The sequence below is a fragment of the Streptomyces sp. NPDC025618 genome (genome assembly GCF_055558795.1).
The window spans coordinates 424,400-447,100 of record NZ_JBVHLW010000001.1 but is presented as its reverse complement, the minus strand read 5'-3'; the positions used below and the strand labels follow the sequence as shown (position 1 = coordinate 447,100).

Annotated in this window: 23 protein-coding genes; 9 read left to right on the top strand and 14 right to left on the bottom strand. The window is 71.7% G+C overall.

The genetic code is table 11. The features are described from left to right. Positions 1-230 precede the first annotated feature (230 nt). Positions 231-962, bottom strand: a complete 732-nt coding sequence (locus ACZ4A5_RS01995) for an XRE family transcriptional regulator (RefSeq protein ID WP_467577275.1) — start codon at positions 960-962, stop codon at positions 231-233. A 549-nt stretch (positions 963-1,511) separates the two neighbouring features. On the opposite strand from ACZ4A5_RS01995, the gene ACZ4A5_RS01990 reads away from it, so the two are divergent. Further along, positions 1,512-2,096 carry a hypothetical protein gene (locus ACZ4A5_RS01990; protein ID WP_467577215.1) on the top strand — a complete coding sequence of 195 codons (585 nt, stop codon included), beginning with the start codon at positions 1,512-1,514 and terminating at the stop codon, positions 2,094-2,096. Here the strand turns inward: ACZ4A5_RS01990 and ACZ4A5_RS01985 are convergent, their stop codons facing one another. Together ACZ4A5_RS01985 and ACZ4A5_RS01980 are read right to left on the bottom strand one after the other, a co-directional pair. Next, positions 2,097-2,498: a hypothetical protein gene (locus ACZ4A5_RS01985; protein ID WP_467577213.1), complete on the bottom strand. Its 402-nt coding sequence runs from the start codon at positions 2,496-2,498 to the stop codon at positions 2,097-2,099. It abuts the gene before it with no gap. A gap of 556 nt (positions 2,499-3,054) precedes the next feature. Further along, positions 3,055-4,014: a LysR family transcriptional regulator gene (locus tag ACZ4A5_RS01980; RefSeq protein WP_467577210.1), complete on the bottom strand. Its 960-nt coding sequence runs from the start codon at positions 4,012-4,014 to the stop codon at positions 3,055-3,057. A gap of 201 nt (positions 4,015-4,215) precedes the next feature. Here ACZ4A5_RS01980 and snpA point away from each other — a divergent pair, with 201 nt between their 5' ends. Continuing rightward, complete coding sequence (snpA, locus tag ACZ4A5_RS01975; RefSeq protein WP_467577207.1) at positions 4,216-4,872, top strand: snapalysin; 657 nt, start codon at positions 4,216-4,218, stop codon at positions 4,870-4,872. Positions 4,873-4,993: 121 nt separating this feature from the next. Beyond that, positions 4,994-5,218 (top strand): hypothetical protein, encoded by a 225-nt coding sequence (locus tag ACZ4A5_RS01970; RefSeq protein WP_398867445.1) that lies wholly within the window; start codon positions 4,994-4,996, stop codon positions 5,216-5,218. A gap of 152 nt (positions 5,219-5,370) precedes the next feature. Here the strand turns inward: ACZ4A5_RS01970 and ACZ4A5_RS01965 are convergent, their stop codons facing one another. The 4 genes from ACZ4A5_RS01965 to ACZ4A5_RS01950 all read right to left on the bottom strand — a co-directional run bounded on the left by ACZ4A5_RS01965 (position 5,371) and on the right by ACZ4A5_RS01950 (position 9,707). Further along, positions 5,371-6,009 (bottom strand): DedA family protein, encoded by a 639-nt coding sequence (locus ACZ4A5_RS01965; protein ID WP_467577205.1) that lies wholly within the window; start codon positions 6,007-6,009, stop codon positions 5,371-5,373. A 333-nt stretch (positions 6,010-6,342) separates the two neighbouring features. Further along, positions 6,343-6,819, bottom strand: a complete 477-nt coding sequence (locus tag ACZ4A5_RS01960; protein ID WP_467577203.1) for a DoxX family protein — start codon at positions 6,817-6,819, stop codon at positions 6,343-6,345. 58 nt (positions 6,820-6,877) lie between these two features. After that, on the bottom strand, positions 6,878-8,755 hold the full coding sequence (locus tag ACZ4A5_RS01955; protein WP_467577200.1) for an FAD/NAD(P)-binding protein: 1,878 nt from the start codon (positions 8,753-8,755) through the stop codon (positions 6,878-6,880). 283 nt (positions 8,756-9,038) lie between these two features. Further along, positions 9,039-9,707 carry an HNH endonuclease family protein gene (locus tag ACZ4A5_RS01950; RefSeq protein ID WP_467577197.1) on the bottom strand — a complete coding sequence of 223 codons (669 nt, stop codon included), beginning with the start codon at positions 9,705-9,707 and terminating at the stop codon, positions 9,039-9,041. A 364-nt stretch (positions 9,708-10,071) separates the two neighbouring features. Between ACZ4A5_RS01950 and ACZ4A5_RS01945 the strand changes: the two genes are divergently transcribed. Next, on the top strand, positions 10,072-10,920 hold the full coding sequence (locus ACZ4A5_RS01945; RefSeq protein WP_467577192.1) for an ABC transporter permease: 849 nt from the start codon (positions 10,072-10,074) through the stop codon (positions 10,918-10,920). Positions 10,921-11,102: 182 nt separating this feature from the next. Next, positions 11,103-11,684, top strand: a complete 582-nt coding sequence (locus tag ACZ4A5_RS01940; RefSeq protein WP_467577190.1) for a TMEM165/GDT1 family protein — start codon at positions 11,103-11,105, stop codon at positions 11,682-11,684. A gap of 12 nt (positions 11,685-11,696) precedes the next feature. Here ACZ4A5_RS01940 and ACZ4A5_RS01935 read toward each other — a convergent pair whose 3' ends face one another. Continuing rightward, on the bottom strand, positions 11,697-12,209 hold the full coding sequence (locus tag ACZ4A5_RS01935) for a DinB family protein (protein WP_467577187.1): 513 nt from the start codon (positions 12,207-12,209) through the stop codon (positions 11,697-11,699). Between the two features lie 133 nt (positions 12,210-12,342). Here ACZ4A5_RS01935 and ACZ4A5_RS01930 point away from each other — a divergent pair, with 133 nt between their 5' ends. Further along, entirely contained in the window at positions 12,343-12,927 is a 585-nt protein-coding gene (locus tag ACZ4A5_RS01930) for a Uma2 family endonuclease (protein ID WP_467577184.1), read from the top strand. After that, entirely contained in the window at positions 12,921-13,124 is a 204-nt protein-coding gene (locus ACZ4A5_RS01925) for a helix-turn-helix domain-containing protein (RefSeq protein WP_467577181.1), read from the top strand. Before ACZ4A5_RS01930 ends, ACZ4A5_RS01925 begins: the two co-directional genes overlap by 7 nt. 54 nt (positions 13,125-13,178) lie before the next feature. Here the strand turns inward: ACZ4A5_RS01925 and ACZ4A5_RS01920 are convergent, their stop codons facing one another. Together ACZ4A5_RS01920 and ACZ4A5_RS01915 are read right to left on the bottom strand one after the other, a co-directional pair. After that, positions 13,179-13,700 carry a MepB family protein gene (locus ACZ4A5_RS01920; protein ID WP_467577178.1) on the bottom strand — a complete coding sequence of 174 codons (522 nt, stop codon included), beginning with the start codon at positions 13,698-13,700 and terminating at the stop codon, positions 13,179-13,181. Positions 13,701-13,741: 41 nt separating this feature from the next. After that, the gene (locus ACZ4A5_RS01915; RefSeq protein WP_467577272.1) at positions 13,742-14,416 is read right to left on the bottom strand and encodes an HAD-IA family hydrolase; all 675 of its coding nucleotides are present in this window, start codon (positions 14,414-14,416) and stop codon (positions 13,742-13,744) included. A gap of 287 nt (positions 14,417-14,703) precedes the next feature. Between ACZ4A5_RS01915 and ACZ4A5_RS01910 the strand changes: the two genes are divergently transcribed. Next, positions 14,704-16,773: an MFS transporter gene (locus ACZ4A5_RS01910; RefSeq protein ID WP_467577175.1), complete on the top strand. Its 2,070-nt coding sequence runs from the start codon at positions 14,704-14,706 to the stop codon at positions 16,771-16,773. Between the two features lie 170 nt (positions 16,774-16,943). After that, the gene (locus ACZ4A5_RS01905; RefSeq protein ID WP_467577173.1) at positions 16,944-18,989 is read left to right on the top strand and encodes a bifunctional glycosyltransferase 87/phosphatase PAP2 family protein; all 2,046 of its coding nucleotides are present in this window, start codon (positions 16,944-16,946) and stop codon (positions 18,987-18,989) included. 37 nt (positions 18,990-19,026) lie between these two features. Here ACZ4A5_RS01905 and ACZ4A5_RS01900 read toward each other — a convergent pair whose 3' ends face one another. From ACZ4A5_RS01900 to ACZ4A5_RS01885, 4 genes are all read right to left on the bottom strand, one after another. Further along, a complete protein-coding gene (locus tag ACZ4A5_RS01900; protein WP_467577170.1) occupies positions 19,027-19,716 on the bottom strand; it encodes a hypothetical protein in 690 nt (229 codons plus the stop codon). Further along, on the bottom strand, positions 19,703-20,530 hold the full coding sequence (locus ACZ4A5_RS01895) for a DUF6114 domain-containing protein (protein WP_467577166.1): 828 nt from the start codon (positions 20,528-20,530) through the stop codon (positions 19,703-19,705). Before ACZ4A5_RS01895 ends, ACZ4A5_RS01900 begins: the two co-directional genes overlap by 14 nt. A 1-nt stretch (position 20,531) precedes the next feature. Further along, complete coding sequence (locus ACZ4A5_RS01890) at positions 20,532-21,164, bottom strand: DUF6230 family protein (protein ID WP_467577163.1); 633 nt, start codon at positions 21,162-21,164, stop codon at positions 20,532-20,534. 167 nt (positions 21,165-21,331) lie between these two features. Beyond that, the gene (locus tag ACZ4A5_RS01885; protein WP_467577160.1) at positions 21,332-22,570 is read right to left on the bottom strand and encodes a cytochrome P450; all 1,239 of its coding nucleotides are present in this window, start codon (positions 22,568-22,570) and stop codon (positions 21,332-21,334) included. Positions 22,571-22,701 lie beyond the last annotated feature (131 nt).

Genomic DNA, 22,701 nt, shown 5'->3' with positions numbered 1-22,701 from the left:
CCCCCCCCCCCCCCCCCCCCCCCCCCCCCCCCCCCCCCCCCCCCCCCCCCCCCCCCCCCCCCCCCCCCCCCCCCCCCCCCCCCCCCCCCCCCACCGCGCGACCCCTGGGGGGTGCCCCCCTCCCCGGTGTTCTTCCCGGTCGGTAGGCATAGCACCCGGGGTTCTGTACGGGTTTCAGAGCCGCGAGAAGTGTCGGTCCCAGAGCGGCGTGAATCGGTTGGGGCCGGTGCTCATGGCCTGTGGTTGAAGGTCTCCATGATGGCCTTCGACGTGGACGCGTCCTTGAAAACCAGTTCCCATGGGCCGGTGTTCACGTCAAAGTCCTTGCCGAAGCCGACCCACTTCCCGGTCATCTTCCGGCCAGTGGGTTCGACCAGCAGCTGAATCGCCCCGTGGTAGACCGCCCCGGCGTAGTAGCCGTCCTGGGCCGTCTCCTCCCTCCACGTCCCCGTGACGACATTTCCGTCAACGGTCAGATCGAGAGTGAGTGGTGAGTCAGGGTTGGAGGAACCTTGCGGCAGAGATCGCGCCGTGAGCTTGTTGCCGTGCTGGAGGATCACGACGAAGTGTTCGCCGGTGAAGTCGGATCCCCGGCCGGACGAGTGGTACTCGTACCGTGACAGCCAGATGCCCGACAGGGTGCCGTGATCATTGTGCTTGGGCATGGGGACAGCACCTCCTGGGGCTGATATGGCTCCCACCTCTACCACCTCTGCTTGCACCGGTCCGTGAACGCTCGGCACGGCCGTGTTCGTCGTCCGGGTGTTCGGCACCGGTATGGCGAACCCTAGGGCTTCGATCGGTAACCCCGTAACGCGCTCCAGGGACCGGACGTAAACGGGCCTGGGCATGCCGACCTTCCCGGACTCCCATCGCTGCACGTTGCGCTTGGCGCAGTCGTTCGGCTCGCCGACTTCCTTTCCGGCATGGCGTATCGCTAGCGCCAGGTCGTCCTGAGACATGCGCAGGCTGATCCTGACGGCGCGAAGAATCGTGTTGGGTTCGGCCACGTCTTCGACAGTAAGGCGGCGGCGACAGTTGGTCACTGCCTTTGACCAACGAGTGACGCCGAAGTGACGCCTTGACGGTCGCCGCGCGGTATCCGTCCACGCCAGTACACCTATGGCCACTGGCATAGATGGCGGGACGGAAGGGCTGCGAAGTGGCTATGACGTTGATGGTCTACCGGATCACCCAGGAAACCGGACAGGAGACCGTGATCAAGGAAGAGCACACGGTCAAGCCCGTCGATGTAGCCATCACTGGCCAATATCCACCGTGCGAGTGCTCCACCTGCACCAGCAGAGAGCGGCGTCGCGGCCAGCCCAGAGTGGGCGTGTCGGCATGAGGCAGTGGGCCGCTGTCCTCGTGCTGTACGGGCTCTTGTGGGTCCTGTTGTCGTGGGCCTTCGCTGCTACGGCTCCCCACCACTGAGACTCCCGTCCGGTTGGGCCTGGGGAGTTCCAGCCAGACGGGTCGGCAAGGCAAGCAACCAGAAGGAGGGTGACGCGATGACCTCAACCCTTGTCCGCCCCGCCCCTGAAAAGGTAGCGGCGCGGGCCCGACAGGTCCTGTCGGCCATTGAGGCCGACCCGGAGTTCGAGCGCCTGCGCACAGGGTGCGCGAAGTATGACAAAGACTGGCAGAGCTTCACCGGCTATGCCCTCGTCGACGGTTTCGATGTGGAGAAGGACACCGTCCCGCTCTTCCCGGAAGCCCTGCGGGCGATGGCGATCAAGTCGGCCGTCTACGAGATGACGGACGGCGACGAGTGCGCTGCCGAGGTGCCCGTGTCCATCCCCGTCGACGAGATGATCCACGCTTTGGCCGCTCAGTTCACGGTGCTCAGCCGTGTGCAGGAGCGCACTGGGATCAAGTTCGTGCATGCCACTGACCGCGAAGAGATCGGCGGTTGGGACCACGGCGACTACACGCACCAGGTGTACCGGGCGGCTTGGGGACCGGTGAACGAACGGTTCTGGTTCGGCAAGGCGGAGACGGCGAAGCGCAGGTCCGCCGTGATCGCGAAGTACGAACCGCTCGGTATCAAGGACGGGGGACGTTCATTCGCCCCCGGATTCGCCACGGTCGGCTAGCTAACTGAGCGCACGGCGTAGCGCCTGGACGGCGTCCACTTCCGGGAACGCACGGGGGATCTCCTGGACGGCTCGCTCGATGAGACCTTCGAGCACTCCGGGCGCCGCGCTGTGCATCAGGTCGTGCAGGTACGGGTCCAGGTCGGTGATGTCGTCCGGCAACCGAAGCTCGGGGGCGATTGCTGTGCCATCGGTGGCGTACTTCCCGGGCGGCATCCCGACCTTCTCCGGATGCACGCACACAGGCACGCCGGCCGCCGTGTACCGATGGCCGTCGGACGGGTTGAACGGGAACTCGCGTGACGGACGCTCCGCTACGTCGAACTCTCCGAGAGGGAACCGGCGCGACGGGCAGATGCCGCATGCAGGGTGTTCGTCACTGCTGACGAATGCCTCGACCATGGCAGCAGAGCCTAGACCTTTGACCGTCCTGGCTGCCCCTCTGCCGAGGCGTGCGGGGCCTGCGACATCCAGCAGCGACGCGGTACACATTCAGTACACATGAGGCCGCGACAGCCCGTGATCTTGAGTGATCGCGCGTGATGCGTTTTCGCTGGTCATTGACCTGCGGTTCCGGTTGGCGCTGGTAGGCGGACTGATCGGAACGCGCTTACAAAGCAGATGTCGGCGGTTCAAATCCGTCTGTGCCCACCAGCGCGAAGGCCCCCAGTCGATCTGGCTGGGGGCCTTCGGCATCTCCGGATGACGGCAACGCCGGCCGCTTCCTCATAAGGATCGCGGCCTGGCCCTCTCCATGAGGTCGATGACGTAGTTGACCAAACTCGAAGGGAGCCGTCGTGGCCGCGAAGATCCGGCGGTCGACACCGCGCTCCGGGGCGACTCTGCCGTCGCGGAGGAACTCCGCGACGTGCTCCAGCCTGTCAAGGGTGGTTCGCCGCGCCGCGGGGCAGGGCAGGCGTGGCCGTCAGGTGCGGCCCTGTCGGCCGGCGCGCGGGGGTCAGCCGCGGAGGAGTGGGAAGCCCCTCGTGTCCAGCCATGTGCTGTAGGCCGCGCTCCGGGACGCCGCCTCCGTGTAGGCCGCCTCCAGGTCGGTGAAGAGCGCGTCCAGTTCGGGCAGGGGGAGGGCGCAGGCGCGGGCGGCCAGGGAGAGTTCGGTGGTCAGGGGGTCGCCGTGCAGGGGGCGGACGACCGTGCCGGGGGCCGGTTCGGCCGTGGGCTGGCAGGGGCGTACGGCCTCGCCGGAGGCGACCAGGTCCGCGGCGGTGGCGTTGTCACGGACGTGGATCAGCCGGGGGTCGAGGCCGATCCCCGCGAAGGCCCGGCACAGCGCGGCCCACTCGTGGTCGGCGGTCGGGTCCACGATCCAGGAGTCGTCGGCGAGTTCGGCGAGCTTCACCACCGGCCGCCCCGCGGCGGGGTGCCCGGCGGCGAGGGCGACGAACCTCGGCTCCCGCGCGGTGAGCACGCGCCGCTCGATGCCGCCGGGCACGTCCAGCGGGAAGCCCTCGGTCTCGTGCACGAAGGCGACGTCGAGCTGATGGGTGGCGAGCAGTTGGAGCAGCGTGTTCGCCGATACCTCTATATGGATGGTGATATCCGTATCGGGCAGTCGCTCGTGGAGGCGGCGCAGCCACCCCGTCACCACCCGGCTGCCGACGCTGCCCACCCGCAGCCGCTCACCGCCCGTGCGGACAGCGGCATTTCGGGCGGCCGTCACCAGGGCCGACATCTCGGCGACGATGGGCCGCGCGCGCAGCAGCACGGTGTGGCCGAGCGGCGTGGGGTGGCTGCCCGTCTGGCCGCGGGTGAAGAGGAGACCGCCGACGGCACTCTCGATACGCCGGAGTTGGGTGGTGAGGGAGGGTTGTGTCATGCCGAGCCGGAGCGCGGCCTTCCGCACACTTCCGGTGTCGGCAATGGCGCAAAGCGCGCGCAGATGCCTGACCTCGAGCTCCACGGGGGGAGCATAACTGCACCTCGCATGTCACACCAGGCACATCGGGGGCAGGGTAGGTGATTGGACGGAGCTATGGCCAATTGGCATCATCCGTATCACTGATAACTCGTCAGAGACTGCCCGGGACCAACAGTTCACCGACGCGCTCCGGCCGGCCCACCACCAGCGGCCGGGGCTCTCGGAACGAATGGAGTCCCCCACATGAATCGCTCCACCATGGTGCTCTCGGCTGCCCTCGGCCTCGGTCTGGCGGCGGCGCTGTCCGTCCCCGCCACCGCGGCGACCGCGGCCGAAGGCTCGCACGCGGTCACCCGGTCGTCGTACGTCGGCTCGGCGGCCGAGCAGGCCGGCAACAAGGCGTTCTTCGAGGCCGTGATGAAGTCCGCGAAGGCCAAGGCCGCCAAGTCGCCCGGCCTGAAGACCGTCACGGTCACCTACGACCCCAGCAACGCGCCCAGCTTCCAGCAGGAGATAGCGAACGCGGCGCAGATCTGGAACAGCTCCGTCCGGAACGTCCAGCTCAGAGCCGGCGGCAACGCCGACTTCTCGTACTACGAGGGCAACGACTCCCGCGGCTCGTACGCCCAGACCGACGGCCACGGGCGCGGCTACATCTTCCTCGACTACCAGCAGAACCAGCAGTACGACTCCACCCGCGTCACCGCCCACGAGACCGGGCACGTGCTGGGCCTGCCCGACCACTACCAGGGCCCGTGCAGCGAGTTGATGTCCGGTGGCGGCCCCGGCCCGTCCTGCACCAACCCCTACCCGAACGCGCAGGAGAAGAGCCGTGTCAACGCGCTGTGGGCCAACGGTCTGACGGCCTTCGACAAGGACGCCTTCACCAAGGTCCACTGATCCGGCCGAGGTCCCGGTGACCTCCGGCGGATGATCGTCCAGCGGTCCGGTTCCCCGTGGAGCCGGGCCGCTGTGCCGTTCCCGGGCGCCGCCCGCCCGCGGAGGGCGCATACTGAGGACAATGACGAAGCCAGCAGCGCACCGACGGTTCCTGCCCACCAGCCCCTTCAATGCTCCCGCCGCACCCGTCCCGGTGAAGCACTTCACCGTGGGGGACCGGGTGACCCACGACCGCTACGGCCTCGGCCGGGTCATCGGTGTCGAGGAGGACGTCGCCGTGCTCGTCGACTTCGCCTCCCGGCAGGAGCGCATCCCCGGCCCGTACACCAAGCTGACCAAGCTCTGAGCGCGGCGGAGGCCCCGCGGGAGCGTCCCGCCGCGGGGTGCCCGCTCATGAGGAGAACGCTCGCGGGGGCGGCGTAAGCACGCTCGTACCGATGCGGAAGGCCCGCCTCGGCCGGGCGGCGTGGCCGCGTACGGCCGGTGCCGTAACGGTCCCTACCGCGCCTGTGCCTCACGCCGGCGTGGGTGCTTCACCACGAACGCGGCGCCGAGCCCGGCCGCGAAGAGGGCGAAGAAGGAGACGGCCGTGCCGAGCCAGGTGGCGCCCAGCCACTGCCCGCCGAAGTAGCCCAGGCTCACGCTGTACGCCGCCCAGGTCAGCCCCGCCAGCGCCGACCAGGGGAGGAATTCCGCCACCCTGCGGTGCATGACGCCCGCGCCGAGGCTGACGACCGACCGGCCGGCGGGCGCGAACCGGGCGACGACCACGAGCGGGCCGCCGCCGCGCAGCAGCGCCGTGCCGAGCTTGGCCTGGGCGGCGGTGAGGCGGCGGGAGCGGGCGATGGCGCGGTCGAAGCGGTCGCCGCCACGCCAGGCGAGGCGGTAGGCGACCATGTCGCCGAGCACCGAGGCGGTCGCCGCGCACATCACGAGTGCGAACATCTCGGGGAAGCCCGCGTGGCCGTGTGCCGCGTCACCGACCGCGTCGGCCGCGGAGCCCGCGGCCGTGGTGGCGGCGGTGATCACCAGCACGCCGCTGGGCAGCACGGGCAGGAAGACGTCGAGGAGCACGGAGATCCCGACGATCACATACATCCATGGGGTGTCGGCCAAGGCCCCCAACTGCTCCAGCACGTCCTGATCTCCCGGTACGGTCCCCCGCCGCGACGTCGCAGGGGAGCGGCAGGGGCGGCCTTCACAACCGCACAGCGTACGCCTGGGACTCCTGTGACATGAGCGCGGGGCCGGTGATGTTGTTTGAATCACGTGCCGGAGTTGCACCGGTGTGGGGTGTTGCGTGGACGGCGGCCCGGGGCCGGGCGCCCTCGCCGGACGGGCTCGTCCCTGGCCGGGTTCAGCCGAGGACGAGCCCGTCCGGCGATCGAGGACACCGCCGCATAGCGGTGGCGCGGAGGATCCGGCCCGCGGATCGACGGCGAGGTCAGCCGGATCCGGGGCGTGGCCGGGTCAGCGCGTGCGGCGCAGGACCCGGTCCAGGGAGAGGGCCCCGGGGCCGGTGAAGACGAGCAGCAGGAACGCCCACGCGAACATCGCGGACGCCTCGCCGCCGTTCTGGATCGGCCACAGGGCCATGCTCTGGTGCACGTCGAAGTATGCGTACGCCATCGAGCCGGAGGAGATCAGGGCCGCGCTGCGGGTGCCGACGCCCAGCAGCACGAGGACGCCCCCGACGAGCTGGATGGCGGCCGCGTACCAGCCGGGCCAGGTGCCCGCCGCGATCGTGCCGCCGACGCCCGCGGCGCCGCCGAGCACGCCGAAGAGGGACGCGGCGCCGTGGCAGGCGAAGAGCAGGCCGACCACGACGCGGAACGCCGAGAGGACGTACGGGCGGGCGGCGTCGAGCCGGTCGGTGAGCGTCAGGGCCTGGGCCGTGCCGACGGCGGCGGTGCCGGCGGACGTGGGGGAAGCGGTGGTGGGGGGCATCGCGGAAGTGCTCCTCGTGTCGGGGACAGGAACGCCGAGGAGCACAGGTTAGGTACACCTAATCGATACTTGCAAGTTCAAGCTCTTGTGATGTCACCTCCGATGACCGCCCACGACACGTCCGCAGCACGGCCCGCGCCACCGCGTCGGCGTCCGCGAGCGTCACCGAATTCACCCCCGGACGGGCGCCCGCCGCCGTCACCCAGCGCACCCCTTCCGTCGGCACGCCCACCGCGAACCGGCGCGGGTGCGCCCGCCCCCGCGCGTCGATCAGCCGGTACGGGCTCGGCGTGACGTCCAGGCCGCCCGTGACATGGCCGCCCACCCGGTGCGCCCGGCACTGGCCGGTCCGCAGCAGCCCGGCCAGCAGGGCGTCCCCGGTGCGCCGCACGTCCGGCGTAGGTAACCGCGCCTCGATGACGGTCGTCACGGACACGGCGGAGCCGGGCACCACCGCCGAGCGCGCGGTGAAGGCGCCCGGCGCGCCCGTCGTCACCTCCAGCCCCGGACCCAGCACCTCCAGCACGCCCGCCTCGATCAGCGCGGCCGTCTCCTCGACGCGGCGGCGGGGCGGGCCGATCGACAGGAAGGCGTTCAGCGGCGTGTACCAGCCGTCGAGGTGCTCCCGGTGCGAGGCGCCGGCCAGCCCGCCGTGGTCGACGATCTGCCGCAGCTCGTTGCGCAGGTCGCGCAGCACGTCCAGCGCCGCCTTGACCGGGCCGCCGACATTGCCCGCGCGGGCCCGTGCCGCGTCCTCACGCAGATGCGCCAGCAGCCAGGCGCGGAAGTCCCGCCGCCCCTCGAAGCGCCGGTCGCCGTACGGCCGGGCCAGTGCCGTCCAGTCCCAGCGGTCGGCGGGTGCGACGCCGAAGCCGTCGAGCACCTCCCGTACGCCCTCGGGGTCCCGGGCGAGCGCCGCCGCGAGGAAGCGCTCGCGGAACCGGGCGACGGGCAGCCCGCGGCCCGCGAGCAGCGTCGCGTAGTGCACCGCCTCGACCTCGGTGGCCACCAGCGGCCAGACCTCGGCCAGGAAGTCCGGCGCGTCACCGGACGCCGCGCGCTTGCGGAACCCGTCGATGACCTGCGGCGTCAGCAGCAGCGGGGTGTGCCGGGCGGACGCGCCCTTCTGGTTGTCGCCGCGCGCCTGGTACGGCACGCCGCGCCGCGATCCCGCGTACAGCCGGGGCTCCCGGCCCGACGGGCGGTAGACGAGCCCGCCGTCGCGCGCGGCGAAGGTGCCGCCCCGGCCGGTCGTGAGCAGCGCGAGGTGGTCGAAGAAGTTCAGCCCCAGGCCGCGCAGGAGCACGGCCTCGCCGGGGCGGACGCCGTCGAGATCGACGTCGGCGGGGTTGGCGGGCGGGACGTGCCGCAGCCCGTGGCGGGCGGCGTGCGCGGCGAGCCGGGCCTCCTCCCCGCTCGCGACCGCGGGCAGGTGCCCCTGGGCGAGGACCACGGCGGCCAGCCCGCGCAGCGTGCGGCCGCTGTCGAGGGTCAGGCGCTGGAACGGCGGCCGCTCGTCCGTCAGGCGTACGGCCTTCGCCCGGTGCACCCGGACCGTCACGTTCTCCGGCGCCGTCCGCACCGTCCGCGCGAAGGCCCACGCCAGATAGCGCCCGTAGCACGCGCGCGTCGGATAGTCGTCCGGGCCGAGGCTCCCGCCCGCCCACGCGTGCAGGCTCGGCCCCGGGCGTATCGGGCCGGCGCACTCCACGCTGTCGTCGGTGAACACCGTGACCTGCGCGGCCACGGTGTTCATCAGCAGCTCCGCGGGCTGGTCGACGCGCCAGACGCTCCCCGCCCCCGGCGGCGCGGGGTCGACCATATGGATCGTCAGCCGCGCGTCCGGGGCGAGTTCGGGCGCCGAGGCGCAGATCCGCTCCAGCACGCCGGACCCGCGCGGGCCCGCTCCGACGACGGCTATCGCATGGTGCGCCACAGTGCTCTCCCGGGGGCCGAGGGCGACAAGGTCGGCCCATCATGGCGGCGGGTCGGAGCACGTCGAACGGATTCCGCGGTTCACCGGAAGCGGGTCCACGCGTGGTGGTTGACTTACCCCTTCCGAGTGAACCGCGCGTGGCGCCGCACGGGGTGGGGAAGTCCTCGGTCGGTCCTCAACTTCCCTGCTGTGAAAAGGAGTCCGCATGCGGCGACTCATCGCTGTCGTCCACGGGGTCGCGGCGTGGTTCGGCTTCGCGGGGCGGCGGTGAGGGCCGCGGCCGTCAGCAGCCGCTCAGCACCTTCTCCATCGCGTTCTTCTCCGCGGAGTCCACGCTCAGCTTGTAGTAGTGCTTCACCGTCACCCACATCTCCACGTACGTGCACCCGTAGGACTTCAGCGGCGGCATCCACTGCGCCGGGTCCTTGTCGCCCTTCGCCTGGTTCACCCGGTCGGTGACCGCGATCAGCTGAGGCCGGGTCAGGTCGTTGGCGAACGCCTGCCGCTGGGCCGTCGTCCACTTGGCGGCGCCCGAGCGCCACGCCTGCGCGAGCGGCACGATGTGGTCGATGTCGACGCTCTGCGCGTCGGTCCAGGTCGCCCCGTCGTAGGCGGAGTGCCAGGTGCCGGACACCGCCGCGCACTTGGCGTCCTGCTTCACGCCGTCACCGTCGCGCTGGAGGACGACCTCGCGGGTGTTGCACTCCCCGTGCTGCGTGATCCAGTGCGGGAACTTGGCGCGGCTGTAGCCGTCCATCGTCCCCTCGGGCTGCACGGTGAGCTCGCCCAGATACGCCCGGGCCGTCGCGGCGTCCGCCGGGGCCGGGGGCGCGGCCTGGGCGGCGGGTCCGTTGAGGACGAGCGAACCGACGAGCGCGGCGAGCCCGCCGGCGACGGCCGCGCGACGCGCGTAGACGCGGCGCGGGGAAGTGAAGATGCGCATTCCGGGCATGGGAACTCCCTTGGTGGGGGGCGATGGCCACTGGGGTGCGGCCATGGTGGCGACGGCCGGTTTCCGGGGGGTGTTGGCCAGGTAACAGCGTGACGACGCGATCATGTCAACGCAAGGGGTTGCGAACGTGAAGTTGATCCTGGCTGAGCATCATCGGCCGGGCGGGTGACGGGAGTTCGGCCCGGCGGCGGGCTGCCGCCGCGCGCTCGCGTCAGCCGCTTACCGGCTCGTCCGGCACATGAGGACAGCGCTCGCTTCCCGGCCCGTCCGGCACCTGAGCACACCGCGGCCCGGCGGTGGTGCGGGAACGACGCCACCCGTGGCACCGGCCGTGGAATCCGCGGCCCGCCGCCTAAGGTGAGGCGTGCTCGCCGCCGCAGCCCTCCTGCCCGTCAACACCACTCTCGGCGTGGTCCTCGCCGTCCTGCTCCTCGCCACCACGGGGGTCGCCGCCCTCGCCCGGCTGGCCGACGGGCAGGAGCGCGGCTATGCCCGCGCGATCGCCGTCGCCGGCCTGCGCGCCGCCGTCCAACTGGCCGCCGTCTCCGCGCTGATCGGCTGGGTGGTCCACGCCCTGCCGCTGCTGCTGTGCTTCGTCCTGCTGATGTTCGCCGTGGCCGTACGGACGGCCGGGCGCCGCGTCACGGACAACGCCACCTGGTGGTGGGCGGCCGTGCCGATCGGCGCGGGAGTGCTGCCGGTGGTGGTCACACTGCTGCTCACCGGGCTCGTCCCGCTCACGGGCGTCGCCCTGATCCCCATCGCGGGCATTCTCATCGGCGGCGCGCTGACGGCCACCGTCCTCGCCGGGCGGCGCGGGCTGGACGAGCTGCGCGTCCGGCACGGCGAGGTGGAGGCGGGGCTGGCGCTCGGCCTGCTCGACCGCGAGGCGCGGCTGGAGATCGCCCGCCCCGCGGCCTCCGACGCGCTGCTGCCGGGCCTGGACCAGACGCGCACGGTGGGGCTCGTCACACTCCCGGGCGCCTTCGTGGGCATGCTGCTGGGCGGGGCGTCACCGACGCTCGCGGGGGCGGTGCAGCTGTTCGTCCTGGTCGCGCTCATGGCCGTGCAGGCGGTGGCGGTCGCCGTCACGCTGGAGCTGATCGCGCGCGGGGTGCTGCACCGGGAGCCGTCCCGGGGCGGGCCCCGGTGGTACGGCCTGAGACGATTCCGCGGCGCATCGCGTACCCTGAACGGAGCAGAAGGGGAGTAGCTCTTCGCCGGACCGTCGACATACTGCTGGGTCACACCAGCCGGCGCCCGGAGGCAGACGGAAGTCTTCCGTAGGCCAGCGAGACCTTCGGCCGCAGTGTCCATGACGCTGCCGTGCCGAAGCGACCCCTGAATTCCCGCAGGTCTCTCGGTACGGCGGTCCCACCTACCGAGGAATCCCCTGTGTTCAGCTTCACCGTCGCCGCCCTGGTCTTCGGCGTGATCTTCCTTGCCGAGCTCCCCGACAAGACGGCCCTCGCCTCCCTGATGCTCGGCACCCGCTACCGCGCCTCGTACGTCTTCGCGGGCGTCGCGGCCGCCTTCCTCGTGCACGTCGTTCTGGCGATCGCCGCGGGCAGCCTGCTGACCCTGCTCCCGCACCGGATCCTCCAGGTGATCGTCGGCCTCGCCTTCCTCGCGGGCGCGGCCGTGCTCCTCTTCAAGAAGGACGACGGTGAGGAGGAGATCGCCAAGCCCGCCGACCAGTCCTTCTGGAAGGTCTCCGGCGCGGGCTTCACGCTGATCCTGGTCGCGGAGTTCGGCGACCTCACCCAGATCATGACCGCGAATCTCGCCGCCCGCTACGACGACCCCGTCTCGGTGGGCGTGGGCGCGACGCTGGGCCTGTGGGCGGTGGCCGGCCTGGGCATCGTGGGCGGCCGCACGCTGATGAAGTACGTCCCCCTGGCCCTGATCACGAAGATCGCGGCCCTGGTGATGCTGGCTCTGGCGGGCTTCAGCCTCTACGAGGCGGTGGCGGGCTGACGGGGCCCGCTCTCAGGCCCCCACCGTGCCGTCGATGCCCTCGCGCAGGAAGTCCGCGTGGCCGTTGTGGCGGGCGTACTCGTGGATGAGGTGGAGCATCACCAGGCGGAGCGAGACGTCCGCGCCCCAGCGGGGCTGATAGCCCGTCACATCGAGGGATTCCGCGGCCTTCTCGACGCGGCGCGCGTGCTCCACCTCCGCCTGCCAGGCGGCGAAGGCTTCCTGGCGGGTGGCGGAGCTCGCGTCGTAGGCCGCCTGGTAGTCGCCCTCGGCGGACCAGACCAGGGGGATGTCCTCCTCACCGCCCATCACCCGGCGGAACCACGTGCGCTCGACCTCCGCCATGTGCCGCACGAGCCCGAGGAGCGTCAGGGCCGAGGGCGGCATCGACCGGCGGCGCAGATCCTCGTCGGAGAGGCCGTCGCACTTCATGGCGAGCGTGGCGCGATGGAAGTCGAGAAAGGCCCGCAGGGTCTCCCGCTCACCACCGGTGAGGGGCGGTCCGACGCGTTCGGTGGTTTCCATGGCTGAGCCCTTTCGATGGCGAAGGGGCTCACCTTATGGGGGTGCCGGGCTGTGGTGCCGTTCTTTTTTCGGCAGCCGGGGGCGCCTCGGCTTCGACGGCCCCGCCATGACGATTTCGTCATACACTGCGGATATGGCGACCCCTGCGCAGCAAGAGATCTACAAGCACCTGCGTGCTTTCGCCGAGCACTTCACGCCGCCCCCGCCGTTCAGTCCCCACGTCGAGATCAGTGACGGCCAGATCATCATGATGATGAGCCCGGCGGGCCGCCACGACCTGGCGGCCTTGCGCATCGAGCGTCAGCTTCAGCCGCAATTGCCGGAGGGCGTCGTGGCCACGACCTCCGGTGACATCGAGGAAGCGGGCCTCGGGCAGCTGCGCCGCCCTGACGTTCTCGTCCTCCCTGAGGCGGCCATGGACACGGACAGCGCCATCAGTCCCCGTGCGCTCCTCGCCGCCGTCGAGATCGTCTCCCCCTCGAACCCTGAGAACGACTACGAGAGCAAGCTCCACCACTATCCGCGGCTCGGCATTCCGCACTACCTGATCGTCGACCCGCGCGACGGCACTTGTGTGCATCACTGGGTCATCGGGGTCCGGGAGGGGAACGCCGTGTACGAGGCCCGCGTTCCTTACGTGTTCGGCGACCGGATCGCCATCGGCGATTGGGTCATCGACACGGGCGAACTGCCGCGCTACAGCCAGGACACGTGTTGATCGCCGCCGATCTCGTGCGTGCCCGGCGGGTGGCGCTGGGGCTCTCGCAGGTGGAGCTCGCGGCCCGCGCGGGGACCGGGCAGGCGTTCATTTCGCGGGTCGAGTCCGGGAAGGTGGTCCCCACCATTCCCGTACTTCAACGGCTGGCGGCCGCGCTGGAATGCGAGATGGTCCTGAACTTCTCGCCGCGCCGGTAGGCCCTTCACTCCCCACGCGCGGCGCTGCCGCCGCCGTTTTCCGGGGCGCCGTCCCTACCCCCGGAAGAGCGCCCTGCTCCGGGCCACGTCGGCCGGTGCGTCCTGCGGTATCGGCAGGAAGTAGTTCACCTGCCACGCCTGCGTGCCGCGCGCCTGGCGGTTCGGTGGGGTGACCCACGGCGGATAGACGCGGAAGGCCCGCTTCCCGCCGGTGCCGTCGGTCGAGACGATGTCCCGTTCGCGGAGCGCCTCGCGCGGGAGGACGAACTGGCCGAAGCCGTGGTCGTCGCGGGTGCTGATGACGAAGAGATCGACGGGGTCCGCCGCGTCGAAGGGCCGGATCGGTCCGCCCGGGGACCGCTTCCACACCGTGACGAACTGACCGGCCTTGGCCGGCGTGGTCTTCGCCGCGCGGAACCTGACGGAGCGCCCGTCCAGGGTGAACGCGCACGCCCCGTACTCCGCGCTCTCGGCCTCGGGTGCCGGCGCGGAGCAGGTGAACCCGCTCGGGTCGTAGACCAGCGCCTTCGCCGCGAGCAGGTCGGGGTGCGGACGGGACGCGGCGTTCGTGGTCACGCCCTCATCCTGCCTTCAGGGGCAGGCCGGGGGAAAACCGCTCACTTCCCGACGTGCAGGACGATCCCGCCCTCCGCGAGGGCCTCCACCCGTACGTGCGTGAGGTCCGGGACCGCCACATCGGGGCCGTGGGCCGCCGCGCGGGGGCCCACGCCCACGACGCGCATGCCGGCCGCCTTGCCCGCCGCGATGCCCGCCTCGGAGTCCTCGAAGACGACGCAGTCGACGGGGTCGAAGCCGAGGTGCGCGGCGCCCTTGAGGAAGCCCTCGGGGTCCGGCTTGCTCGCGCCCACGGACTCCGCGGTGACCCGCACCCGCGGCATCGGGAGCCCGGCCGCGCCCATGCGGGCCTCGGCGAGGCCGCGGTCGGCGGAGGTGACCAGGGCGTGCGGCAGGGCGGCGAGGGCGGCCATGAAGGCCGGGGCGCCGGGGACCGGCACGACGCCGTCGACGTCGGCGGTCTCGGCCGCGAGCATGCGGCGGTTGTCGGCGTGGTTCAGCTCCATGGGGCGGTCCGGGAGCAGGACGGCCATGGTCGCGTACCCCTGGCGGCCGTGCACGACCTTCATCACCGCTTCCGCGTCCAGGCCCTGCTCGTCGGCCCAGGCCCGCCAGCAGCGCTCGACCACGGCGTCGGAGTTGACGATCGTGCCGTCCATGTCCAGGAGGAGGGCGCGGGCCGTCAGGGTGGTCGGGGTGGGGGCGTTGGCCGGCATCGGCGACTCCAGGGCGCGGGAGGAAGACAAGCGGCTCCGCCCGCCGGTCAGGGAATACGAGCGGAGCCACTTTGTTCCTTAACGATACAAAAAGTCGTGCGGAACTCCAACAGCCCAGGTCCAGCCTTGATCGCGGCAGTGCTCGCGCCGGCCATGAGCTGCCAATGGCCTACCCCGGGGAGCCGGGCGGCCCGATCCGGAAGACGATGGAACGGGAACACGCGCCGGCCGCCCGGACCGGGCGGCCGCACCCGAGCGCCATCCGAGTCGCACCCAGGAGCCAGCGCATGGCGGACGAGACCCCGGGCCCCTCCGTGGCCGCCGCGGAGCCTGTGCCCGTACCCGGCGAGGGACAGCCCCGGCGCACCGTGCTCGTCGCGATCGGCGCGCTGCTGCTCGGCATGCTGCTGGCGGCCCTGGACCAGACGATCGTCTCCACCGCGCTGCCCACGATCGTCAGCGACCTCGGCGGCCTCGACCACCTCTCCTGGGTCGTCACCGCCTATCTTCTCGCGTCCACGGCCGCGACCCCGCTGTGGGGCAAGCTCGGCGACCAGTACGGGCGCAAGAAGCTCTTCCAGACGGCCATCGTCATCTTCCTGATCGGCTCCGCGCTGTGCGGGCTCGCCCAGGGGATGGGCGAGCTCATCGCCTTCCGCGCCCTGCAAGGACTGGGCGGCGGCGGGCTGATGGTGCTGTCGATGGCGATCGTCGGCGACATCGTGCCGCCGCGCGACCGCGGCCGCTACCAAGGGCTGTTCGGCGCCGTCTTCGGCGGTACGAGCGTGCTCGGCCCGCTGCTCGGCGGCCTCTTCGTCGACCACCTGAGCTGGCGCTGGGTCTTCTACATCAACCTGCCCATCGGCGTCGTCGCGCTCGGCGTGATCGCCGCCGTCCTGCACATCCCGGTCCGCCGCACCCCGCACCGCATCGACTACCTCGGCACCTTCCTCATCGCGGCCGTCGCCACCTGCCTGGTGCTGATGACCTCGCTCGGCGGCGTCACCTACTCCTGGTCGTCCTGGCAGGTCATCGGCCTCGGGGTGCTGGGCGTGGCGCTGCTGGTGCCGTTCGTGCTCGTGGAGCGCCGCGCCGCGGAGCCCGTGCTGCCGCTGAAGCTGTTCCGGATCCGGACCTTCTCGCTCTGCTCCGTGATCGGCTTCGTCGTCGGCTTCGCGATGTTCGGCTCCATGACCTATCTGCCGACCTTCCTCCAGGTCGTGCAGGGCGTCTCGCCCACCCTGTCGGGCGTGCACATGCTGCCGATGGTGGCGGGCATGCTGATCTCCTCCACCGGCTCCGGACAGATCGTCAGCCGCACCGGCCGCTACAAGGTCTTCCCCATCGCCGGCACCGGGCTGACCGCCGTCGGCCTCCTCCTGCTGCACCGGCTGGATCCGGCCAGCAGCACGGCGGAGATGAGCGGCTGTTTCTTCGTGTTCGGCTTCGGGCTCGGCCTCGTCATGCAGGTGCTCGTGCTCATCGTGCAGAACGCCGTGGGCTACGAGGACCTCGGCGTCGCTACCTCCGGCGCCACCTTCTTCCGGTCCATCGGCGCCTCCTTCGGCGTCTCCGTCTTCGGCACGATCTTCACCGGCATGCTCGGCCCCCGCATCGCCGACGCCCTCGCCGGCGCGCACCTGCCGCCCGGCCTCACCCCGGAGCGCCTCAAGGCCGACCCGCGCGCGGTCGCCGCGCTGCCCCCCGGGCCGCGGGCCGGGGTGCTCGACGCCTACTCCGCGTCGATCACCGACGTCTTCCTCTACGCGGTCCCCGCCGTCCTCGTGGCCTTCGCCCTCGCCTTCCTCCTGCGGGAGGAGCCGCTGCGGGGCAGCGTCACCGCCCCCGACACCAGCGAGGTCCTCTCCAGCAACCCCGTCGAGCGCACCTCCCGCGAGGAGTGCGCCCGCGCGCTCTCCCTCCTCGGCAGCCGCGAGGGCAAGCGCCGGGTCTACGAGGAGATCACCGAACGGGCGGGCCTCGACCTCCACCCCGCCGCGAGCTGGATGCTGCTGCGCATGAACCGGTACGGCTCCGCCGAGCCCGCCCTGCTCGCCGAGCGCGTCGACATCCCCTTGCGGATCATCACCGAGGCCGCACGGCAGTTGGAGACCCGCGGCCTCGCCGTACGCGAAGGACTCCCGCTGATCCTCACCCCCGAGGGCCGCGAGGTCGCCGGACGCCTCTTCCGCGCCCGCGAGGAGTCACTCGCCGAACTCCTGGGCGACTGGTGGTCCAAGGACCGCCCCACCGACCTCCACCGGCTCGTGACGGAACTCAACGCGGAACTGTGCGGCTCCGACTCGGAACAGCCCCACAACGGCCCGGCGAAACGGGATCACGATCCGCGGCGGTGAAGCGCCCCGGCATGTGGCCGACAACGCGCCGCCAGCCGTACGGATTCGGCCAGTTGTGGGACCTTGTCAGGTGACGCGGGGGTGACCTGCGTCTGCTCTTCAGGACTCAGTAAGGTCTCAAACAGCCCTACGAGGGTGACCTGGCTGGGCGACCGGAGGAGTGGCGGGGCGTGGCGAATGCACAGCGGGCCGGGCTGGGGAGCCTCCCGGCGTCGAGGTCGCGAACGGGCCTGGCCCTGGGGCTGTTGTGGCTGCTCGCGGGCGTGCTGGCCGTCCGTCAGGCCGCGGTGGTGCTGCGGCTCCCCCCGGAGCGGCGCCTGACCGACCTCGAACGCTGGATCGGTGACAACGGTGTCCTCCATGTGAAGGGCTCGCTGTACGACACCGACAAGTTCACCGGCACCCCCTTCGCCGGCCTCGTGCTCAAACCGCTGACCAAGGCCGCCGAGCACAGCCTCGGCATCGGCTGGACGCTGGGCACCCTCCTGCTCGTCGTCGCGCTCGCCCTGGTCGCCGCCCGCTCGCTCCCCGCCCCGGTCAGCCGCCGCACCGCCCTCCTCGCGGCCCCCGCGGCGATCATCCTGGCCGTGCTGTCGCTGCCCGTGCGCAACACCTTCACCCTCGGCCAGACCAGCATCATCCCGGTGCTGCTGGTGGTCCTCGCCTGCTGCCTGCCGCGCCTGGCCCGCGGCTCCGGCGTCCTCCCCGGCGTGCTCGTCGGCCTCGCCGCCGCGCTCCAGCCCGCCGTGCTGCTCTTCGCCGCGCTGCTCCGGCTGACCGGGCGCCGCCGCGCCGCCGTCACCTCCGGCCTCACCTTCGCCGCCGGCACGGCCGTGGCCTGGGTGACCATGCCGGACGACTCGTGGACGTACTGGATCCACCACATCGCCGGGGCCGGCCTCGGCGACGCGCCCGACGGCCTCGCCAATCAGTCGCTGCACGGCCTGCTGCTGCGTATCGGCCTGCGCGGCCCCGCCGAACTCACCCTCTACGGCCTGCTCGCCGTCGCCGTCATCGCGCTCGGCCTGCGCCGCGCCGCCCGCTACGCCCTCGACGGCCAGCTGCTCCTGGCCACCGCCCTCACCGGCTGCGTCGCGGTCGCCGTCTCGCCCACCGCCTGGCAGCACCAGCAGCTGTGGATCCTGCTCGCCGTCGTCGGCCGGGTCGGCAAGCGCCGCGCCGACCGGCTCGTATGGCCGGTGCTGATCGTCCTCGTGATGACGCTGACCAGCACGGTCCTCATGCCCGACAACCCCGTGCTGCGGCCCGTCGGCGACAACGCGCCGCTGCTCGCCGCGCTCATCGCGGCCTGCGCGGTGCCCTTCCTCCCGCGGACGTCACCGCTGTGGGACCGGCCGGAGCCGACGGCGGCCACCGAGCCGCAGCCGGGGCGCTTCTCCTGGGTGCCGCTGCTCCGCTTCTGGAAACGGCCGCTGTCCCGGCCGAACGTCTTCCTGGAGCTGATGCTGATACGGGTCGGCTATTTCGCCTACTCCTACATCCGCGGCAGCGCGCCCGACGAGCGCTCCCTCGCGGAATCCCACGGCCGGCAGATCCTCGGCGCCGAGGAGTTCCTGCACATCGACATCGAGCACCGCTTCAACCACTTCGTGGCGAGCGTCGGCTGGCTCACCGACAGCATGGACTACTACTACGGCACCTTCCACTTCCTGGTGCCGGTCTCGCTGCTGGTCTATCTCTACGTGCGCCGCCCGGGCACCTACCGCTGGGCCCGCACGGCCCTGTCCATCGCCACGCTGATGGCGCTCGTCGGCTTCTGGGCCTACCCGCTGGCCCCGCCGCGCCTGATGCCGGGCCGCGGCTTCATCGACACCGCCAACGGCCCGCAGGACCTCTCCCACCCCGACTTCGGCGCGCTCACCGAGCTGTCCAACCAGTACGCGGCCATGCCCTCGCTCCACATCGGCTGGTCCCTGTGGTGCGGCATCGTGATCGCCGCGGTGGCGCCCAGGGGGTGGATGAGGTGGCTGGGCATGCTCTATCCGCTGATGACCTTCTCCGTCATCGTCGGCACCGCCAACCACTACGTCCTGGACGCGGTCGGCGGCGCGTTCGTGGTCACCGCGGGCTTCGCCGTCCAGTACGTGCTGACCGGGCCGGGCCGGAAGGCCCTGGGCAAGGTGCCGGGGGCGCGGAGCGCGAGCGACACGCTGGCCGCCCCGGAGCCGACGGAACCGGCGCGGAGCACGGGCTGAACCCCCGGCCCCGCGCCGGTCGTTGAGGCGGTGCGGGTCAGCTGTTCACCGTGATCTGCGAGGACGCGTCGGTCGCGTCCGTGATGTCGTACGTGGCGTTGAAGAGCGACGACGTGGTGGCCGTCGGGCAGCCGAAGCCGCCGGTGACCTTCACCGGAGCCGCGCCGTCGGTGACGACGAGCTGCGACGGCGCGCCGTTGTCGAAAGTGGCCGCGAGGTCCACGGACGCGTCGGGCGCCGCGGTCACCGTGCAGCTGACCAGCCCGCTGGTCTGCACGACCAGGCCGCCGGTGGGGATGGAGAGGGTGGCCGTCGCCGGCGTGCCGTACTGCATGGCCACGCTCCAGGTGCCGGACGTGGTGACGGTCGCGCTCACGCCCGCCTGACTGGTGGTGCACGAGGAATACGTGGGCGAGTTGATGCCGCTGACGACCGGGCCCGCGTCGTTGTGGTTGGCGGGGGCGGCGGGTATCTGGTTGTTGGCGTCGCCGCCGCCCGCGGTGGGCTGCGAGCCGGAGACCGCGCACGTGACGAGCACCGGGCCGAGCTTGAAGGTGGCCTTCCCGTTGAGCGTGGCCGCGAAGTAGTGACCGGCGGGGGCGACGGTCGTCGACCCGGCGTCGGCAGTGTGCGCGCCCGCGGAACCGGTGAGGGCGAGCCCTGAGGCGAGGGCGAGTCCGGCGCCGGACGCGAGCAGGGCGCGAGTGCGGGATCTACGAGCGGTCATCGGAACTCCTCTGGTGCGGAAGGTGCGGACGGGGACGGTGATCGACGTGCTGCCCGGGGCCGGTGCCGGGTGACGGCTCGGCGGGGGCCCAGGGCTTGATCTCGGGGCTGGGCCCGGCGGGTGGCCGGGGCGCGGGGCGCTCCGGCGGGTGCGGGGGCGAGGGCGGGGCGTCGTCCGGCCCGGACCGGGCGCCGGGCGCGGGCCCGGCCGGGGGGTGGCCCGGCGGGGCCGGGGGCGATCCGGGCCGGACGTCCGGCCCGGGCCCGGCGGGGCGCGTGCCCGGACCGCCACGAGGCCGGTCGGCCGCCGGTCCCTGAGACGGCTCAGGGTCCCCGGGCGTGGCATCGTCCGGGCCGCCGTACCGGCCGTCGAGCTCATCGGCGGGCGGCCCCGGGCCCGCGCCCGGAAGCGCGCTCTCTTCCGGCTCCGACTGTGCCGGCAACGGCTGCCAGGCGAAGATCATGCCGCCGCCGACCACGCCCATGAGCGTGCCGATCAGGAAGCCGCCGAGGTTGGACATGACGAGCGCGGCGGCGGCGACCATGACGGTCACGATCCCGGCGAGCGTGCGGTACTGCGGGGCGAACCACGCGCTGAGGCCCATCAGGACCATGACCAGGCCCATCAGGACCGACGGGATGCCCGCGATCCCCTGGTGCAGCATGATCTTCAGCGGGGCGAGCGGAATGGCACAGATCTCCAGGCCGGCCAGGGTGGCGAACAGGCCGCCCCAGAAGGGGCGTCCCTTGCGCCAGCGGCGCCAGGCCAGCCAGGGGTGGCGTGGCGGGCGGCCGGACTCGACGCCGACCGCCACGTCAGAAGCACTCCCGCTTGCCCTTGGCGATGTCCATGCTCAGGCCGGAGAGGGTGAACGTCGCGGCGTTGGTCGCCCAGGCGACCTGCTGGAGATCGTTGATGGTCACATGGTCGGCCTGCTGGGCGAAGAGCCCCTGCATGCCCTGCGCGTTGTTCGGCCCCTTGTCGAGCGTGGAGGCGTCCCGGCCGATCTCGAGCTGCTTGAACTCGGCGTTGCCCCGCAGCTGCGTGGCGTCCACGAACAGGTCCTTCGCCTTGACCGGGTCCTTGCCGCCGCCGGCCTTGAGGTTCAGCGAGACATCGCCGATGAAGGGGATGCCGATCACCACGGACTGGCAGAGGTTCCTCAGCTCGGCCTTCTTGATGGCCGTGATGGCGACGGGCAGCAGGTCGCCGGGCTTGTCCTTGCCGACCTGGCCGTCCACGCCGCCGTACTGCGCGAAGCCGTCGCCGTCCAGGCTCTTGGCGCTGACCTTGAACTGCTGGCCCGACACGGCGAAGGAGGCCGCCAGCGCCCCGTCCGCGAGCGCGATGGCGAGCGCGGCCGTGGCCGCGAGGCCGGGCACGGCCAGCACGGCGAACTTCCGCCACCTGACGCGTCCCGTCACCGGTCTTCCCTGGGCGTCCTTCATGCGATGTCCTCTCGGTGAGCCGCGTACGAGCGGGGGAGTGGCGTGACGAACGTGCCTGGCCCGGAGGTGTACCCGAGAGTAAGTCCACCCGTGTCCGTCGGCAAGGTCTTGGTACGTACCGATTCAGGCCGCGGTAAAGGAAGTTGACGCTGTATCAGAGATATGGATCAGTCCGGCGCGTAGCGCACCCGCAGTTCCTTGATCCCGTTCAGCCACGCCGACCTCAGGCGCCGTGGCTCACCGGCGAGCCGGATGTCCGGCAGGGTGTCCGCGATCGCGTTGAAGATCAGGTCGATCTCCAGCGCGGCCAGCGACTTGCCCAGGCAGAAGTGCGGGCCGCCCCCGCCGAAGCCCAGGTGGGGGTTGGGGTCCCGGGTGATGTCGAAGACCTCGGGGTGGGCGAAGACCTCCGGGTCGTTGTTGGCCGAGGCGTAGAAGATCCCCACCCGCTGCCCCGCCTTGATCTTCGCGCCCCCGAGCTCCGTGTCGCGTGTCGCCGTCCGCTGGAAGGAGACGACCGGCGTCGCCCACCGGACGATCTCGTCGGCCGTCGTCGCGGGCCGCTCGCGCTTGAAGAGCTCCCACTGCCCGGGGTGGGTGAGGAAGGCGTGCATGCCGTGGCTGATGGCGTTGCGCGTGGTCTCGTTGCCCGCGACGGCCAGCAGCAGCACGAAGAAGCCGAACTCCTCCGAGGCCAGGTTGCCCTCGTCCTCCGCGGCCACCAGCCGGCTGACGATGTCGGCGGCCGGGCACTCCTTGCGGGCGGCGGCCAGGGTCATCGCGTAGGAGATGAGCTCCATCGCGGCCGTCGCCCCGACCTCCTCGGTGATGGCCAGCTCGGGGTCGTCGTACGCGACCATCTTGTTGGACCAGTCGAAGATCCGCGCCCGGTCGGCCTGGGGGACGCCGACGATCTCGGCGATGGCCTGGAGGGGGAGTTCGCAGGCGATGTCCGTGACGAAGTTCCCGCTGCCGCCCTCGCGGGCCTCGGCGACGATCGCGCGGGCGCGCTCGCGCAGCGCGGCCTCCAGGGCCCGGATCGCGCGCGGGGTGAAGCCGCGCTGGACGATCTGGCGCACGCGGGTGTGCTCGGGCGGGTCCATGTTGAGCATGATGAGCCGCTGCACGTCGATCTGTTCGCGCTGGATGTGCTCGTGGAAGCGGATGATGGAGGTGTTGAGGGCGGCGGAGAAGAGCTCGGGGTGGGTGGAGACCTCCCTGACGTCCTCGTACCGCGTGACCGCCCAGTAGCCGTCGTCGTCGAAGCCCGCTATGCCGTGCGGCTGGGCGTTCCACCAGACGGGCGCCGTCCGCCGCAGCGCGGCGAACTCCGGGAACGGCACCCGCTGTTCGTAGAGGCCGGGGTCGGTGAGGTCGAACCCTTCGGGCAGCGCTGGGCAGGACATCGGTCACCACCTCCGTACACCTGACGGTGCATCAGGTGTGCCCCGACGGTAATGAGGGGGCCGTGGAGTGGCAAGGGCGGGAACGCCATCTGTTGCTCGGGCCGGGGGTTGCGCCACCCTTGCGTACCGGG